Below are 16,832 nucleotides of genomic sequence, written 5' to 3' on the forward strand. Positions count from 1 at the left end.
CTGTTACGAATCCCCAATCCCGAATCCCGAATCTCAGTTCCTCAACGGCTTACCCGTCTTGAGCATGTGCCCAATCCGCGCCTGGGTCTTTTCCTGTTGGGCCAGTTCGACGAAGTGCTTGCGCTCCAGCTTGAGCAGCCATTCCTCGTCGACCAGTGCGCCGCGATCGACTTCACCGCCACACATCACCGTGGCGATGCGGGTGGCGATTTCATAGTCGTAGTCGCTGATGAAGCGGCCCTCCAGCATGTTGACCAGCAGCATCTTGAAGGTGGCGATGCCGACGTCGCCGGCGACCTGGATGCGGCGTGCCGGCAGCGGGGCGCGGTAGCCGCCTTCAGCCAATGCGCGCGCTTCGGCCTTGGCGATGTGCAGCGCCTCGAAGCTGTTGAACACCACCTTGTCGGTGGCGCGCAGCAGGCCCAGCTCCTTGGCATTGACCGCCGAATTGGAGACCTTGGCCATCGCGATGGTTTCGAAGGTCTTCTTCAGCTCGGCGAACACATCGCCGCCCGGACCTGCGGCCTGCGAGGCGCGCACGGCGATTTCCTTCAGGCCACCGCCGGCCGGCAGCAGGCCGACGCCAGCTTCGACCAGGCCGATGTAGCTTTCCAGCGAGGCCACGGTCTTGGCGCTGTGCATCTGGAACTCGCAGCCGCCGCCCAGCGCCAGCCCGCGCACGGCCGAAATCACCGGCACCTGCGCGTACTTGATGCGCTGGCTGGTGGCCTGGAAGTTGGCGACCAGCGCTTCGAATGCATCGACCTTGCCGGCCTGCAGCAGACCCAGCGCGCCGGCCAGATCGGCGCCGGCGGAGAAGGGCTCCTTCTGCTGCCAGATCACCAGCCCGGCGAAGTCCTTCTCGGCGCGGCCGACGACCTCCTGCAGGCCATTGAGCACGTGATCGGAGACGGTGTTCATCTTGGTCTTGAAGCTGACCACGGCGATGTCGTCGCCGTCATGCCACATGCGTACGCCGTCGTTTTCGAACACCGTCTCGCCCGGCGAGAACTGCTCGCCCAGCAGCGGATCGGGGAAGCGCTGGCGCTTGTATACCGGCAGTGCCGAGCGCGGCAGCTTGGCATCGCGCGCCGGGCTGTACGAGCCTTCGGCCGCATGCACGCCGTCGCGGCCGTCGAACACCCAGTTCGGCAGTGGCGCGCTGCTCATGCTCTTGCCGTTGGAGATGTCTTCGGCAATCCACTGCGCTACCTGCTTCCAGCCGGCGGCCTGCCAGGTCTCGAACGGGCCGAGCGACCAGCCGTAGCCCCAGCGGATCGCCAGATCCACGTCGCGCGCGGTCTCGGCGATATCGGCCAGATGGTAGGCGCTGTAGTGGAACAGGTCGCGAAAGGTAGCCCACAGGAACTGTGCCTGCGGGTGCTGGCTCTCGCGCAGTTTGGCGAACTTCTCAGCCGGGTTCTTGATCTTGAGGATCTCGACCACTTCCGGTGCCGCGCTGCGATCGGCGGTTCTGTAATCCTGCTTCTCCAGGTCCAGCACCACGATGTCCTTGCCGACCTTGCGGAAGATGCCGGCACCGACCTTCTGGCCGAGCGCGCCCTTGCCGATCAGCACCTCCAGCCACTTGGGCGACTTGAAGTACTGGTGCCACGGATCGTCGGGCAGGGTGTCGCCCATGGTCTTGATCACGTGCGCCATGGTGTCCAGGCCGACCACGTCCGAGGTGCGGTAGGTCGCCGACTTCGGGCGCCCGACCAGCGGGCCGGTCAGCGCATCGACTTCATCGAAGCCCAGCCCGAACTCGGCGGTGTGGTGGATGGTGGACAGGATCGAGAACACGCCGATGCGGTTGCCGATGAAGTTCGGGGTGTCCTTCGCGTACACCACGCCCTTGCCCAGCGTGGTGACCAGGAAGCTTTCCAGTCCTTCCAGTACGGCCTTGTCGGTGCCCTTGGCGGGAATCAGTTCGGCCAGGTGCATGTAGCGCGGCGGATTGAAGAAATGCACGCCGCAGAAGCGGTGGCGCAACTGCTCGGGCAGCACGTCGGAGAGCTTGTTGATGCCCAGGCCCGAGGTATTGGAGGCCAGCACGGCGTGATCGGCCACGAACGGGGCGATTTTCTTGTACAGGTCCTGCTTCCAGTCCATGCGCTCGGCGATCGCTTCGATGATCAGGTCGCAATCGCGCAGCTGCTCCAGGCCGCTTTCATAGTTGGCCGGCGTGATCGCCTCGGCCAGGGCCTTGCTGGCGAGCGGGGCAGGGCTGAGCTTGCCGAGGTTGGCGATGGCCTTGAGCACGATGCCGTCGGCAGGACCTTCCTTGGCAGGCAGGTCGAACAGCACGGTGTCGACACCGGCATTGGTGAGGTGCGCGGCGATCTGCGCGCCCATGACGCCGGCACCGAGCACGGCAGCACGACGGACTAGCAACGGATTGGACATAGCGATGAGCCTTTGGTGTGAGCGACTACGGTGTGGAATGGGTACGGAAACCGGGTTCCGCAAAACGAATCAGTTCGCGCGCGGCGCGCGCGCGGTGGTCGGCCTCGCTGACCCCGGCCGGGCGCTTGATCAGTCCGAAATCGGCCATCGCATAGGTGAGCGCACCGGCCAGGAAATCCAGGCGCCAGTACAGCTCTTCCTTGCTCAGGCCCGGCACGCAGGCAGCGATGGCCTTGCCGAACTCTCGCAGCACATGCCCGTAGTGATCGGACAGGAACTTGCGCAGGTTGTCGTTCTTTTCGGCGTAGGCGCGCGCAATTACCCGCACGAACGCGCCGCCGCTCTGGCGGTCCTGCGCCATTGCCAGCGCCGGCTCGACGAAGGCCGCCAGCACCGCGGTGAGCTCGCCCGGCTGTGACTTCCTGGCCGCCTCCAGTTGCTGCAGGCGCGCGGCGGTCATCTCGTCCATGCGGCGACGGAACACCTCGTTGACCAGGTTTTCCTTGGAACCGAAGTGGTAATTGACCGCCGCGATATTGACGTCGGCCTGGGTGGTCAGCTGGCGCAGCGAGGTTCCGGCGAAGCCATGCTGGGCGAACAGCTCCTCGGCCGCGCCGAGGATGCGGTCCTTGGTGGAGAAGTGGGCGGGCTTGGGCATGCGCGGGGCGGAACTCAATCAAACGATTGTTTGAGTCTACGGGCTGGACGCTGCAATGGTCATGCGGCAACGCAGCACGATTCAGGGGGCGGTGTGCAAATGCAGCGACGAAGGGATAGAATTGACCATCGCAAAGAAGCCTAAGCCCGCGTTTTGACGCGGGTTTTTTTCATGATAACCTCGGGCCTTCAGTGGCCCGCCCAACGGAGATCCTCCCATGGCGCTGGAGCGCACCCTGTCCATCATCAAGCCCGACGCCGTTGCCAAGAACGTCATCGGCGAAATCTACAGCCGTTTCGAGAAGGCCGGCCTGAAGATCGTGGCGTCCAAGTACAAGCAGCTGTCGCGTCGCGAAGCCGAAGGCTTCTATGCCGTGCACCGCGAGCGTCCGTTCTTCAACGCGCTGGTCGAGTTCATGATCTCCGGCCCGGTGATGATCCAGGCGCTGGAAGGCGAGAACGCCGTTGCCGCACACCGTGACCTGCTGGGCGCGACCAATCCCAAGGACGCTGCGCCGGGCACCATCCGCGCCGACTTCGCCGACTCGATCGATGCCAATGCCGCCCACGGCTCGGATTCGGTCGAGAACGCTGCCAACGAAGTCGCGTATTTCTTTGCCGCCACCGAAGTGGTCTCGCGCTGAGGCCGAGAGAGTCGAATCGTGAATGAGGTCGTGATCCCCTCCGTGCTGCAGGACGTTCCCGTCCGTACCCCGGAACTGCGCAAGCAGAACCTGCTCGACCTCGACCGCGAGGGACTGGAGCGCTTCTTCGCCGACACGCTCGGCGAAGCGCGCTACCGTGCCCATCAGGTGATGAAGTGGATCCACCATCGCTACGTCACCGATTTCGATCAGATGACGGACCTCGGCAAGGCGCTGCGTGCGAAGTTGCACCAGCACGCCGAGGTCCTCGTTCCGAATGTCGTGTTTGACAAGCCGTCCACCGACGGGACCCACAAGTGGCTGCTGGCCATGGGCACCGACGGCAAGAACGCGATCGAAACCGTCTACATCCCCGACAAGGGCCGCGGCACGCTGTGTGTGTCGTCCCAGGTCGGCTGCGGTCTGAACTGCACCTTCTGTTCGACTGCCACCCAGGGCTTCAACCGCAACCTCACCACCGCCGAGATCGTTGGGCAGGTGTGGGTGGCGGCGCGCCATCTGGGCAACGTGCCGCACCAGCAGCGCCGCCTCACCAATGTGGTGATGATGGGCATGGGCGAGCCGCTGATGAATTTCGACAACGTCGTGCGCGCGATGAGCGTGATGCGCGACGACCTGGGCTACGGCCTGGCCAGCAAGCGGGTGACGCTGTCGACCTCCGGCCTGGTGCCGATGATCGACCGGCTCTCGACCGAAAGCGATGTCTCGCTGGCGGTCTCGCTGCATGCGGCCAACGACACGCTGCGCGAAAGCCTGGTGCCGTTGAACAAGAAATACCCGATCGCCGAGCTGATGGAATCCTGCGCGCGCTATCTGCGCGGCAACAAGAAGCGCGATTCGGTCACCTTCGAATACACCTTGATGAAAGGCATCAACGACCAGCCCGAGCATGCGCGCCAGCTGGCCAGGTTGATGCGTCAGTTCGACAATGCGGTGCAGTCCAAGGACGCCGGCAAGGTCAACCTGATTCCGTTCAATCCATTCCCGGGCACGCGTTACGAGCGCTCGGGCGAGACCGAGATCCGCGCGTTTCAGAAGATCCTGCTCGACGCACAAGTGCTGACGATGGTGCGGCGTACCCGTGGCGACGATATCGACGCCGCCTGCGGGCAGCTCAAGGGGCAGGTTATGGACCGCACCCGTCGTCAGGCGGATTTCCTGCGCACCCTGGAAGGGCAGGCCGGTCGAGATGCGGCAGCGTGATCTAGCAGCCATGGCGGCTGTGGCGATCGCACTGTGCGCGGTCGGCTGCGGTGGTCGCAATGCCAAGGCCGGCTCGGTCCAGACGGTCGAGGAGGTCGCGCAGGTGCATTCGTTCCGCGACAGCACCGCGACAAAGAATCGTCTGGCGGTGCAGGAGAAGCTGGGCCTGGCCAATAACCGCCTGCAGACAGGCGACTACGTCGCTGCCGAAGAGCAGGTCCGTGCAGCCTTGAAGAAAGATCCCCAGTCGGTGGATGCCATTGGTCTGCTGGCGCTGATTCAAGGCGCCAAGGGCGATGTTGCCGGCTCCGGTGCGTCATACCGCCGGGCCGCGGAGCTTGCGCCGCAGCGCGGCGATGTCCTGAACAATTACGGCGCGTGGTTGTGCGCGAACGGCTCGCCGGCCGAATCGCTGATCTGGTTCGATCGCGCCCTGACCGACAGAAACTACGCATCGCCAGCCTCCGCGTTGGGCAATGCAGGTGGCTGCGCACTCAAGGCCGGGCAGCCGCAGCGGGCGGTCGGCGACTTGCGCAAGGCGCTGGAACTGGATCCGCGGAATCCATACGCACTCGAGTCGATGGCGCGCTCCGAGGTGACCAATCGCAATTATTTCGAAGCGCGTGCGTTTATTGAACGACGGCTTGCGGCTGCACCGGCAACCGCTTCCGTGTTACAACTCGCCATTCAGATTGAGCAAGGGCTAGGCGACAAGGTAGCTGCCAGCCGTTATCAACAGCGGTTGGTCAAGGAATTTCCTGACGCAGCGACCGCTAACCCCGGGGCCAATGCATTGTGATCAGTGATTCCAATCCGAACCCTTTCGAGCAGGAAAAGGGCTGCGGACAGCATTTGCGCGATGCGCGCGAAGCGGCAAGTCTGAGCGTGGACGAAGTCGCCGGCAAGCTGCGCATGCCGGCGCATGTGGTGCGCTCGCTGGAGCAGGAAGACTGGCAACGCCTGGGTGCGCCGGTCTTCGTGCGCGGTCAGTTGCGCAGCTATGCGCGCTTGCTGCATGTGGACCTGGAGCCGCTGCTGCAGCAGGCGGCGATTGCGCCGATCGAGCCGGTCAAGCTGGTCAGCCACACGCATACGCCGCGGGCACGGCGCATCCTGGAAAGCACGGCGCGCAAGGCGATGTATGTGGTGATCACCGGTGTGTTCGCGGTGCCGGTGTGGTACGCAACCCGTTCGCATCTGGATGGCAAGGCGCCCAGCACGGTGTCGCTGGACAGCATGCCGGAAGCGCCCGGGACCGGCACCCCGGCCAACGCTGTCACGCAGCCGGCCAGTGCGCCGCGCGAGCAGCCGGCGCCTTACATTGCGTCGATGACGCCGGTGCCACGGGCCGCGCCCGAGGTCGAGACCCCTGCAGTGTCGGCCGCCAGTGGCGGCAGTTTGTCGTTGAGTTTCAGCGGCGACAGCTGGGTGCAGATTCTGGCACCGGATGGCAGCGCGGTCGAAAAGGCACTGGTGCGTGCCGGCGAGCGTCGCAGTTATTCGCCAGGGCAGGTGGGTCGCATCGTGCTGGGTAATGCGTCGGCGGTAGAGGTTCAGCAAGGCGGCAGTATCGTCGATGTGAAACCGTTCCAGCGCGCTAACGTGGCCCGTTTTGCGGTATCCTCCGACGGCTCCGTGGTACCTGCTTCCGAGTGAAGCGGACTGCGGTTTTTCATTTTTCCCTATTGATGTTCCGCGCCTCCGGGATGACGGAGCGAGAGTACGCATGGCGATCGACGATCTGCTGGACGAACACGAACAAGGCGAACGCGTTCGTTCCTGGTTGAGAAAGAATGGCGCAGGGCTGGTAGGCGGCATCGTGGTGGGCCTGGCCCTGATCCTGGGCTGGCAGTGGTGGCAGAAGCACACCGCCACCCAATCGGTGGAAGCCAATACCCGTTACGAAGCGGTGGTCAAGTCCATCCAGGGCAAGGACCTGGACAAGGCGGCCAAGGACATCGTGGCGCTCGATGACGGCAAGGGCGGTGTCTACGCCGAACTGGCTGCATTGCGTCTGGCAAAGGCCCAGGTGGATGCCGGCAAGCATGCCGAAGCGATCAAGACCCTGCGCGACGTGCCCGCCGAAGGCGAGCTCAAGCAGATCGTGCAGCAGCGCCTGGCGCGTGTGTTGACCGAAAGCGGCAAGCCGGACGAAGCGATCAAGCTGCTGGCCGATGCACAGGACCACACCAGTCTGGAGATCCGCGCCGATGCGCTGGTCGTGCAGGGCAAGCCTGACGAAGCGCGTGCGCTCTACGCCAAGGCCCTGACCACGGTGGACGTGGCCTCGCCGCAGCGCCGTTTGCTGGAAACCAAGCTGATGGATGTGGGCGGCAAGGTGCCCGATCCGGCGGAGCCGATTTGATGAAGCAGGTTGATATGTACAAGCGCATTGCATTGATCGCCCTGATGGGCGTGTCGCTGGCTGGTTGCAGCACCGTCAAGGGCTGGTTTGCCGGTAAGGACGCTGCTGCCAAGAAGGCGCAGGAACCTGCCGAGCTGGTCAAGTTCGAGCCGTCGGTCAAGGTCGACAAGATCTGGTCCACCGGCGTGGGCAAGGGCGAAGGCCATATCGGCGTGCGCCAGCGTCCGGCGGTGGCCGATGGCAAGGTGTACGCCGCGGCGATTACCGGCGGCGTGCAGGCGCTGGACCTGCAGACCGGCAAGCGCGTGTGGGAATACAAGCCCAAGAAGGAAGAGCGTAACGATCGCAAGTTCAAGCAGCGCCTGTCCGGTGGCCCCGGCGTCGGCGAAGGCCTGGTGGTGATCGGCACCCTGTCTGGCGACGTGATTGCCTTGAACCAGGCTGATGGCACCGAAAAATGGCGTGCCAAGGTGCCGAACGAAGTCATCGCCGCACCGGCGATTGCACAGAACCTGGTGTTGGTGCGCAGCAACGATGGTCGCGTCAGCGCCTTCGACGCGGCCACCGGCGAGCGTCGCTGGTTCCATGCCGAAGAAGGCCCGACCCTGTCGGTGCGCGGCAATGCGCCGATCGTGACCGGCCCGGGCGTGCTGTTCGTCGGCAACGACAGCGGCACCTTGAGCGCCCTGGCGCTGCAGGACGGCCGCCCGTTGTGGGAACAGGCGATCGGCGTGCCGGAAGGCCGCACCGAGCTGGAGCGCATGGCCGATGTGGACGGCGCCCCGGTGCTCGATGGCACCACGCTGTATGCGACCAGCTTCAAGAACGAAACCCTCGCACTGGAAGGCCCGAGCGGCCGTCCGCTGTGGACGCGCGATCACGGCGGCGCCGGTGGCGTTGGCGTGTCGTCGGCAGTGGTGGTGGTCTCCGACAACGCCGGCTCGGTGTGGGGCCTGGACAAGAGCAGCGGGGCGGCGATGTGGTCGCAGGCCGCGCTGGCGCGTCGCTCCCTGACCGGTGTGGCCATCCAGGGCGATTACGCCGTGGTCGGCGATTACAAGGGCTATCTGCACTGGCTGAAACTCAGCGACGGTGCACTGGCCGCGCGCGCTCGCGCTGGACGCGACACGCTGCTGGCGCAGCCGATCGTCGTGGACGGCATTCTGTTGGTACAAAACACCGATGGCGATATCACCGCCTTCCGGTTGGCACAATAAGGACTTCGCGATGCTGCCCCTGGTCGCCCTGGTCGGACGGCCCAATGTCGGCAAGTCCACCATCTTCAATGCGCTGACGCGCACCCGTGACGCGCTGGTCCACGACCAGCCCGGCGTCACCCGCGACCGTAACTACGGGGTCTGTCGTCTCGACGAGGAACGCCCGTTCATCGTCGTCGATACCGGCGGTATTGCCGGTGACGAGGAAGGCCTAGCCGGCGCCACCGCGCGGCAGGCCCGCGCCGCTGCCGGCGAGGCCGATCTTGTGCTGTTCGTGGTCGACGGCCGCGAAGGCGCCTCCTCGCTGGACGACGAGATCCTGGCCTGGCTGCGCAAGCTGGCGCGGCCGACCGTGCTGGTCATCAACAAGATCGACGGCACCGATGAGGAAACCGTGCGCTCGGAATTCGCGCGCTACGGGTTCTCCGATGTGGTGGCGTTGTCTGCCGCACATCGGCAGGGCATCGACGAACTGCTTGAGGAAGTCGGCGCACGTCTGCCCGAGGAAGGTGCCGGCGAGCTGCTGGATACCGACCCGGCGCGTGTGCGCATCGCCTTCGTCGGCCGCCCGAACGTGGGCAAGTCGACGCTGGTCAATCGCCTGCTCGGCGAAGAACGCATGATTGCCTCCGAAGTGCCGGGTACCACGCGCGATTCGATCGCCGTGGACATGGACCGTGACGGGCGCCAGTACCGCTTGATCGATACGGCCGGCCTGCGTCGCCGCGGCAAGGTCGAGGAGGCGGTGGAGAAGTTCAGCGCGTTCAAGACGCTGCAGGCGATCGAGCAATGCCAGGTTGCGGTGCTGATGCTCGATGCCGGCGAAGGCGTCACCGACCAGGACGCGACCATTCTGGGCGCCATCCTGGACGCTGGCCGCGCCCTGGTGGTGGCGATCAACAAGTGGGACGGGCAGAGCGACTACCAGCGTGCGCAGGCCGAAGACCTGCTGGCGCGCAAGCTGGGCTTTGTCAGCTGGGCCGAGGCGGTGCGGATTTCCGCGCTGCACGGCTCGGGCATGCGCGAGCTGTTCCAGGCGATTCACCGTGCACATGCGTCGGCCACGCACGAATTCAGCACCAGCGAAGTCAACCAGGCGCTGGAAATCGCCTACGAGACCAATCCGCCGCCGAGCATCCGTGGCCACGTCTCCAAGCTGCGTTACGTGCATCCGGGTGGCGCAAATCCGCCCACCTTCATCGTGCACGGCACGCGCCTGAAGGTGCTGCCGGAGTCGTACAAGCGCTATCTGGAAAACTTCTTCCGCAAGCGCTTCAAGCTGGTTGGTACGCCGGTGCGTTTCATCTTCCGCGAAGGTGCCAATCCGTACGAGGGCAAGAAGAACACGCTCACCGAACGGCAGGTGGCGCGCAAAAGACGGTTGATGAAGCACGTCAAGGGCAAGTAAGCAGGGAACGGCCCGTGCCTGGCCAATGATCGTCAGATGGAGTGGCCGCAGCGCCTGCAACTGCCGTGGTCCAGTGCCGCGAGCTACGCCAGGAAGGTGCAGTGATTCCTTCTGGCATCTGCACTGGCAGTGCCTGGCGTTCTGAGTCGTCGTGGTGCACTGGTATCCTGCGTGCCATGACCGACTATCCCTCCCGCATTCCCTATGCACAGGCGCTGCAGATCCTGCAGGCCGTCGCTGCCAACAGCCGTCCGCCCGACGAGAACATCGCCACCTCGCGTGCCGACGGGCGGATCAGCGCTGCCGATCTGATCGCACCGATCGCGTTGCCGCCCTTTGCCAACAGCGCAATGGACGGCTTCGCGTTGCGGCATGCCGATGTCGCTGGCGGCGATGCGTCGTTGCAACTGGTCGGCGAACAGTTCGCTGGCGAGCGTTGGACCGGCACGCTGAGCGCCGGCCAATGCCTGCGCATCACCACCGGGGCGCCGCTGCCCGATGGTGCCGATACGGTGATCCCGAAAGAAGATGCGCAGGAACGCGATGGCGTGGTGCGTTTCAATAGCATGCCTGCGCCGGGTGCGGCGGTGCGTCTGGCCGGCAGTGACGTGCGCGCGGGCGATCTGGTGGTGCAGAGCGGCCAGGTGTTGACGCCTGCGCGGATCGGACTGGCGGCTGCGCTCGGCCTGTCGCGGCTCGCGGTGGCGCCGCGGCCGACCATTGCGGTGCTGGCCACCGGCGATGAGCTGGTGGAGCCGGGCATGCCATTGGGGCCGGGACAGATCTACAACAGCAACCGCGACATGCTGATGGCGCAGCTGCGGGCACTGGGCTACGCGCCGACCGCATGGCCGACCCTGCCGGACGATCCGCAACGCATCCGCACCATGCTGGAGGACGCGGCTGCGGCGTTTGATGTGGTGATCACCTGCGGCGGCGTCTCGGCTGGCGAAAAGGATTACCTGCCGCGCCTGATCCAGGAGCTGGGGCGGATCCATTTCTGGCGTGTGCGTATGCGGCCGGGTATGCCGGCGGTGCTGGGCCAGATCGGCCGCTGCCTGGTACTGGGTCTGCCGGGCAATCCGGTCTCGGTGCTGGCGACGCTGATCGCCTACGGCGTGCCGCTGCTGGATGGCCTGCAGGGACGTAGCGAGCCGCGCCCGCTATGGCATGCGGCCCTGGCCAGTCCGTGGGAAAAACGCCACGAGCGCCTGGAGTTCCTGCGCGGGCGGCTGGAGTGCGGCGAAGACGGGCGTCTGACGGCATTGCCGCATCGTGGTGATGCATCGCACCTGCTGCGTGGCGCGGCCGACAGCAATGCCTTGATCGTGTTGCCCGAGCAGGCACGGCGTTTCGAGGCGGGCGAGAGCGTGCGGGTGATTCCTTACGCGCTTTGAGCGTTTGGTACAGCACGCGCGACAAACAGCAGGGCCGCGCTCGCCGCCAGGCGGGCGCTATCGGATGCAGGCCGGTCCTTCGCGGCTTCGGCACTGAACGCCGACGGTGCGTGACGTGATGGCAGCCACGGAGGGCGCACGCAGTGGCGCACTGCCCCGTCCACGTCACGCGCAGGAACGTGGCGGCCTGATGCGAAGCGACAACCAGCGCCGATCGGTCGCGCTCAGCCGACGGCGCTGCCGCAGAAGGCGGCGTAATCGGCATATCCGGTGAATGCGGCACCGGGAGCACACACCGGGCAATGCGGGTCGGGCGGCAGCCGGATTTCGCGAAAGCGCATTGCCAATGCATCGAAGCTGAGCAGGCGCCCGGTGAGGGTCTCGCCGATGCCCAGCAGCAACTTGATCGCCTCGGTGGCCTGCAGCAATCCGATCACTCCGGGCAGCACGCCCAGCACGCCGGCCTCGGCACAGCTGGGGGCGAATTCGGGCGGCGGCGGCTCGGGAAACAGGCAGCGATAGCACGGTGCATGGCCGCGCTTGCGGCCGGCATCGAACACGCTCAATTGCCCTTCGAACTGCTGTACCGCGCCGTAGACCAGCGGTTTGCCGAGTTTGACGCAGGCATCGTTGAGCAGATAGCGCGCAGGAAAATTGTCGGCGCCGTCGACCACGACATCCACGTCCTTCAGCAGGGCTTCGACATTGTCGGCAGTCACGCGTGCCTGCAGCGCCTCGACCTGCACGCGTGGATTGAGCGCAGCAATGCGCTGCGCGGCCGAGCTGACCTTGGCGACGCCGACGCTGTCTTCCACATGCAGGATTTGGCGCTGCAGATTGCTGCGGTCCACCACATCGTCATCGGCGATCCGCAGGTGGCCGACGCCGGCGGCAGCCAGATAGAACGCCGCCGGCGAGCCGAGCCCACCTGCACCGACCAGCAACACGCGCGACTGCGCCAGGCGCTGCTGGCCTTCCAGACCGACCTGCGGCAGGCGCAGATGGCGCGAGTAGCGCTCGAGAAAATCCTGCTCGTCCGGCGGCAGGGTAGGGCGCACCAAGGGAAGGCCGGCGCCGGTCCATGCGGCGGTGCCACCGAGCACCGAAGACACCTGCGTATAGCCGTGCGCGCGCAAGATCTCCGCCGTGTGTGCCGAGCGCTTGCCGCTCTGGCAGATCAGCACGATCTCGCGCGTCTGCTCCGACAGATGCTGTGCGGGTGCGGTTTCCAGATCGTGTTGCGCAATCGCCAACGCGCCTTCGGCCTGGCCGCCGGCACGCTCGTGCAACTGCCGGATGTCGATCAGCAAGGCGCCTTGCAGGGCGCGCAGGCGGGCGTCTGCAGGGGAGATATCGTGGCTGCTCATGGCTCCATTGTCGCGCAAACGCAGGCCGTGCGATGCACAGGACTGCCATGTTGGCATCAGGCTCACCAGCACGGCGGTAGCGTGGGCACACAAGGAGACCCTCAATGACCCCCGATATCGACGCGCAATTGAAACAACTTGCCGATGCACTGCCTGATATTCGTCGCCAGCATCCGGACGATTTCTGGGATGTATTCCACGCACGTGCAGAGAAGATCACCGCTGCCGCAGAGTCGCAGGAGCAGGCGGCGCAAATCGTCAAGCGCATCGACGACATCCTGTCGGCGCATCAGTTGGGCCCTGCGGATCCAGGCGCCTGACCCGGCGGGCCTTGCTACGTGCAGTCTTGCAAGTGCGCATTCGCAGTCCTGAATGCTGGATATTCCAAGGCAGCCGGACGGCTCGAGCCATGTTCCGTGGGAACGGGAGCCGGTTGCTCAGTGTGCCAGCACCGTCCTAAGTCGCCCAACACGGATGCCATGCCACCTTCACTCCATGTGAAGCGCACTGCGGTGCAGCACGGTTTCCTCTCCAGCTTTCGACGCCGGTACGACGATTAGGTCACGCAACCAGGTCCAGCATGCAGGCACACCTTCTGGCTGGAGATCCATATGAAAGTACGTCACCCGATGTTTGCGGCGCTGACCCTGTGTCTAGGCATCACCGCCGCTGCGCATGCGCAGAATGCAACGCAGGCCGGCATGCCCGCCACTGCCCAGCAACAGGCGGGCACTAATTCCCCGAGCGCGAAGGAGCGTGAGGCGCTAGGCACCCTGAGCGCCATCAACACCAGTGAAATCGGTGCGGCCAATCTCGCGCTGCAGAAGCAGGTGCAAGGTGGCGTGCGCGACTATGCGATGCAGATGGTCAAGGAGCATACCGACAACAATCAGAAGCTAGCCAAGTGGTCGCCGGACCTGTCTGCTGCCGCTGCCAAGGCGCAGATGAGCAAGGGCAAGACCGAACTGGCGATGTTGCAGAAGCTCGATACCAAGGCCTTCGAGGCTGCGTACGTCACGGCAATGGTCAAGGACCACACCGATGCGCTGGCGGCGCTGGACAAGCAACTGATTCCTGCGGCCAAGACGGCACAGGTGCTGGCGCATCTGCAGACCACGCGCAGCCATGTCGCCGAGCATCTGGCGGCTGCCAAGACGCTGCAGGCCAGCAGCAAGGGTGCTGGGCGCTGAGGCATGTCTGGCTTACCGGCAACACCGGGTGCCGCTGTTGAAGACCCCATGAAGCGGATGCGTCGCCTGATCATCCGGGCCGAGCCGCACCAGATCCTGGATGCGTGGTGCGATGCCAATGTGCAGCGACGCATCCTGCGTGGAGTGGCGGAGCTGGTCGCTGGCGATGGGCATGCATCACGCTGGGCGCTGCAGGCCACCTGGTGTCGGCGCGGCGTTGTCGGGCTGCAGCGTGGTGAGGCGCGCCTGGGTGAATCGGTGCGTTACCAGGTTGATGGCGGTCGCGGCCTGCAGCTGGGCGTGTTGCTGCATGTGCGGACTGCGCCTGGATGCGAGGGCAGTTGTGTCACGTTGAGTCTGCAGGGTGCAGATGAGCGAGAGCGCGCTCGGCCATCGGTCGAGCGCATGCAGCGTGTCCGGCATCTGTGGATGGGCAAGGCGTTACGGCGCCTGCGTGACGGTATGGACGTGTGAGATCGCGTCCGCTCGTCCGCACCTTGTCGATGGACTTCGAATGCCTGGCCCCCCGATTGCAGTTGCTACGGGCGGCCAGGTTTTGAGGGTTCAGTCGGATGGGGTACTTGCGTCGACCACCCCGGGGATCGGTTCGGCATTGCCGAAGTGCGGCCGCAATGCATCCACTCCGTGCTGCGGCCTGGCCAGCGGGGTCAGGTCCTGGCGATTGGCGCGACGTTGCGCCGTAGAGAACGTGGCCAGCTTGTCGCGCTGATCGATCAGCGGTTGCTGCACCTCGCCATCGCGATTGAACGACCAGGCCAGCATCGGCTCGCCCAGCGGCAATGCATCGCCCGCGGCGGTGCCGTTGCGCGAGTGCCAGGTGTGCCAGGTCTTGCCATAGCTGTTGAGCTTGCTGCGCATCAGTTCTTTCTCCGCAACCAGCGGCAGGTTGGGCGCGGATAGCTGGCCCGACAGGATTTCGCCATTGTGCGGATGCCAGAAGTTGCGCTCGTGCTCTGGCAACTGCGCGAACAGTTGTTCGGAAATGATGTACTCGATACCGGTGAGGTTGGCCTGATCGGTATTGCCGTCGTAGAGCGCGCATTGCGCCAGGTCTTCATTGACCTGATGGCAGTAGTGATGCGCTTCCATCTGTACATGCGGTGCGTCTTTCATCGGATGGAAGCCCACCAGGTAGATGTCGAGCTTGCCGACCGGCCCGGTCGGTTGCAGGACCCTGGCGCCGGCTTCCAGCACATTGGTCTTGGCGCTTTCAGGCGCGCCCGGTGGGGTAACCGAAGGCGGGCTGCGCGAGCAGCCGGCGCACAGCAGGGCAATCCAGAGCGCGGACTGTCGCATGCGATCTCCAACAACGAGTAGTGGGGCCAGCCTACGGAGGCTGATGGTTTGCGAGGCGTGAGCGCGTGCGCAGATATCCAACGGAGCTTCACCTCGCTTGAGCATCTGCTTAATGCCACGGCGGCGATGCTGCGCAGCTACGCATGCCTGGTCGCTCACCCATGTCCGCCACCACCCGCAAGATCGCGACATTCAACGTCAATGGCATCACTAGCCGGCTGCCGCATCTGCTGGAATGGTTGCAGCGCGAGCAACCGGACATCGTCGGTCTGCAGGAATTGAAAGCCACGCAGGACGCCTTTCCGGAACAGGCGATCCGCGATGCCGGCTATGGCGTCATCTGGCAAGGCGAGAAGTCGTGGAACGGTGTGGCATTGCTGGCGCACGGCGCCGATCCGGTCGAAATCCGTCGTGGGCTGCCGTGGGACCGCGGCGATACGCAGAGCCGTTATCTGGAAGCTGCAATTCACGGGGTGGTGGTGGCCTGCCTGTATCTGCCCAACGGCAATCCGCAGCCCGGGCCGAAGTTCGACTACAAGCTGGCGTGGTTTCAACGCCTGATCCGGCATGCCAGGACGCTGGTGGACCTGCCGCACCCGGTAGCACTGATCGGCGATTTCAACGTGGTGCCGACCGATGCCGACATCTACGACCCCAAGGGCTGGCGCAAGGATGCGTTGCTGCAGCCGGAGAGTCGTCAGGCGTACCAGACCCTGCTCGAGCAGGGCTGGACCGACAGCCTGCTCGCAGTGCACGGCGAAACGCCGATCTACACCTTCTGGGACTATTTTCGCCAGCATTTTGCGCGCGATCGCGGCTTGCGCATCGACCACCTGCTGCTCAACCGCACCCTGGCGCCCGGGCTGCAGGACGCCGGCGTGGACAAGTGGGTACGTGCGCTGGAAAAGGCCAGCGATCATGCACCGACCTGGATCAGCGTGCGTGTGCCCGAAGCGGTAGCCGAGCCAGCAACCCAGGCCGAGGCTGTGTCCAGGCCACGAAAGCGGGCCGTGGCGAAGGCAAGCCCGGCACGCACGTCCACGACGAAGAAAACGCCCAAGACCGCGGCGAAAAAGGCCGCAACGCGGTCTGCCGCCAGCAAGTCAACCGGACCCGCCAAGCCGCGCAAGCTGGCGAAGAAAAGCGCCAACTAACGCGGCAGCGCTAGCCGATACTGCCCGCGTGACGCTCCATCCGACGCTGCTTGATCCGGTGCAGCACATGCCCGGTGAGGGCGGTCAGCAGGATCAACACGTTGCTGACGATAAACACCGCATTGCCGACCAGGTAGCTGTAGAGGATGAACAGCACCGAGGCGCTGATTTGGCCGATGAACAGCCAGCGCGACACGCCCTGTGCCGCATCCGAGCGCCATTGCTTGTAGATCTGGCGGAACAAGGTGGCAATCAGGACTGCACTGGCGAGCCAGCCCACAAGGTCAACGAGTTGCATGCGGCATGAATACCGTGGGGGAACTGGGTGTCACTTTGCGATCTGCCGTGTAGGCGCTGCGTTCTAGCGGCTTCAAGCGACGTGCGCACTGGCCGAGACGAGGGCATGCATGCAGCAGGATGCGGTGATGCAACGATCGCCACGCCTGTACCGGCCGCGTCGGGGGCCGGTATCCTAGCCAGGTCATC

17 protein-coding genes are annotated in these 16,832 nt (G+C 64.9%); 12 read left to right on the forward strand and 5 right to left on the reverse strand.

What is annotated here, in order from left to right:
- Nucleotides 1-33 precede the first annotated feature (33 nt).
- Nucleotides 34-2,406: a 3-hydroxyacyl-CoA dehydrogenase/enoyl-CoA hydratase family protein gene (locus ABQ137_RS17990; RefSeq protein ID WP_349783288.1), complete on the reverse strand. Its 2,373-nt coding sequence runs from the start codon at nucleotides 2,404-2,406 to the stop codon at nucleotides 34-36.
- 25 nt (nucleotides 2,407-2,431) lie between these two features.
- The gene (locus tag ABQ137_RS17995) at nucleotides 2,432-3,064 is read right to left on the reverse strand and encodes a TetR/AcrR family transcriptional regulator (RefSeq protein WP_024940119.1); all 633 of its coding nucleotides are present in this window, start codon (nucleotides 3,062-3,064) and stop codon (nucleotides 2,432-2,434) included.
- A gap of 217 nt (nucleotides 3,065-3,281) precedes the next feature.
- On the opposite strand from ABQ137_RS17995, the gene ndk reads away from it, so the two are divergent.
- The 8 genes from ndk (at nucleotide 3,282) to ABQ137_RS18035 (ending at nucleotide 11,318) form a co-directional block, all read left to right on the forward strand.
- The gene (ndk, locus tag ABQ137_RS18000; protein ID WP_024940120.1) at nucleotides 3,282-3,707 is read left to right on the forward strand and encodes a nucleoside-diphosphate kinase; all 426 of its coding nucleotides are present in this window, start codon (nucleotides 3,282-3,284) and stop codon (nucleotides 3,705-3,707) included.
- Nucleotides 3,708-3,725: 18 nt separating this feature from the next.
- The gene (gene rlmN, locus ABQ137_RS18005; RefSeq protein ID WP_039527310.1) at nucleotides 3,726-4,931 is read left to right on the forward strand and encodes a dual-specificity RNA methyltransferase RlmN; all 1,206 of its coding nucleotides are present in this window, start codon (nucleotides 3,726-3,728) and stop codon (nucleotides 4,929-4,931) included.
- A 10-nt stretch (nucleotides 4,932-4,941) separates the two neighbouring features.
- Entirely contained in the window at nucleotides 4,942-5,730 is a 789-nt protein-coding gene (gene pilW, locus ABQ137_RS18010; protein ID WP_065031392.1) for a type IV pilus biogenesis/stability protein PilW, read from the forward strand.
- Nucleotides 5,727-6,587: a helix-turn-helix domain-containing protein gene (locus ABQ137_RS18015; RefSeq protein WP_349783289.1), complete on the forward strand. Its 861-nt coding sequence runs from the start codon at nucleotides 5,727-5,729 to the stop codon at nucleotides 6,585-6,587. The genes pilW and ABQ137_RS18015 overlap by 4 nt, the downstream gene beginning before the upstream one ends.
- A 70-nt stretch (nucleotides 6,588-6,657) precedes the next feature.
- Nucleotides 6,658-7,296, forward strand: a complete 639-nt coding sequence (locus ABQ137_RS18020) for a YfgM family protein (RefSeq protein WP_054590942.1) — start codon at nucleotides 6,658-6,660, stop codon at nucleotides 7,294-7,296.
- Nucleotides 7,296-8,513, forward strand: a complete 1,218-nt coding sequence (bamB, locus tag ABQ137_RS18025) for an outer membrane protein assembly factor BamB (protein ID WP_039521550.1) — start codon at nucleotides 7,296-7,298, stop codon at nucleotides 8,511-8,513. The genes ABQ137_RS18020 and bamB overlap by 1 nt, the downstream gene beginning before the upstream one ends.
- Nucleotides 8,514-8,523: 10 nt before the next feature.
- Entirely contained in the window at nucleotides 8,524-9,921 is a 1,398-nt protein-coding gene (gene der / locus ABQ137_RS18030) for a ribosome biogenesis GTPase Der (RefSeq protein ID WP_024940126.1), read from the forward strand.
- 176 nt (nucleotides 9,922-10,097) lie between these two features.
- On the forward strand, nucleotides 10,098-11,318 hold the full coding sequence (locus ABQ137_RS18035; protein WP_349783290.1) for a molybdopterin molybdotransferase MoeA: 1,221 nt from the start codon (nucleotides 10,098-10,100) through the stop codon (nucleotides 11,316-11,318).
- A gap of 224 nt (nucleotides 11,319-11,542) precedes the next feature.
- Here ABQ137_RS18035 and moeB read toward each other — a convergent pair whose 3' ends face one another.
- Nucleotides 11,543-12,685 carry a molybdopterin-synthase adenylyltransferase MoeB gene (gene moeB, locus ABQ137_RS18040; RefSeq protein WP_349783291.1) on the reverse strand — a complete coding sequence of 381 codons (1,143 nt, stop codon included), beginning with the start codon at nucleotides 12,683-12,685 and terminating at the stop codon, nucleotides 11,543-11,545.
- 104 nt (nucleotides 12,686-12,789) lie between these two features.
- Between moeB and ABQ137_RS18045 the strand changes: the two genes are divergently transcribed.
- The 3 genes from ABQ137_RS18045 to ABQ137_RS18055 all read left to right on the forward strand — a co-directional run bounded on the left by ABQ137_RS18045 (nucleotide 12,790) and on the right by ABQ137_RS18055 (nucleotide 14,349).
- Nucleotides 12,790-13,005 carry a hypothetical protein gene (locus ABQ137_RS18045; RefSeq protein WP_154831983.1) on the forward strand — a complete coding sequence of 72 codons (216 nt, stop codon included), beginning with the start codon at nucleotides 12,790-12,792 and terminating at the stop codon, nucleotides 13,003-13,005.
- A 291-nt stretch (nucleotides 13,006-13,296) separates the two neighbouring features.
- Complete coding sequence (locus ABQ137_RS18050; protein ID WP_349783292.1) at nucleotides 13,297-13,875, forward strand: DUF4142 domain-containing protein; 579 nt, start codon at nucleotides 13,297-13,299, stop codon at nucleotides 13,873-13,875.
- 48 nt (nucleotides 13,876-13,923) lie between these two features.
- Nucleotides 13,924-14,349, forward strand: a complete 426-nt coding sequence (locus ABQ137_RS18055; RefSeq protein ID WP_080689567.1) for a hypothetical protein — start codon at nucleotides 13,924-13,926, stop codon at nucleotides 14,347-14,349.
- Between the two features lie 90 nt (nucleotides 14,350-14,439).
- On the opposite strand, the gene ABQ137_RS18060 is transcribed toward ABQ137_RS18055, so the two are convergent.
- Entirely contained in the window at nucleotides 14,440-15,192 is a 753-nt protein-coding gene (locus tag ABQ137_RS18060) for an OBAP family protein (RefSeq protein WP_349783293.1), read from the reverse strand.
- A 161-nt stretch (nucleotides 15,193-15,353) separates the two neighbouring features.
- On the opposite strand from ABQ137_RS18060, the gene xth reads away from it, so the two are divergent.
- Complete coding sequence (xth, locus tag ABQ137_RS18065) at nucleotides 15,354-16,346, forward strand: exodeoxyribonuclease III (protein WP_349783294.1); 993 nt, start codon at nucleotides 15,354-15,356, stop codon at nucleotides 16,344-16,346.
- A gap of 10 nt (nucleotides 16,347-16,356) precedes the next feature.
- Here the strand turns inward: xth and ABQ137_RS18070 are convergent, their stop codons facing one another.
- Complete coding sequence (locus ABQ137_RS18070) at nucleotides 16,357-16,644, reverse strand: hypothetical protein (RefSeq protein WP_349783295.1); 288 nt, start codon at nucleotides 16,642-16,644, stop codon at nucleotides 16,357-16,359.
- Nucleotides 16,645-16,832 lie beyond the last annotated feature (188 nt).

The organism is Xanthomonas sp. WHRI 8393 (assembly GCF_040203315.1).
GTDB classification, from domain to species: domain Bacteria; phylum Pseudomonadota; class Gammaproteobacteria; order Xanthomonadales; family Xanthomonadaceae; genus Xanthomonas; species Xanthomonas arboricola.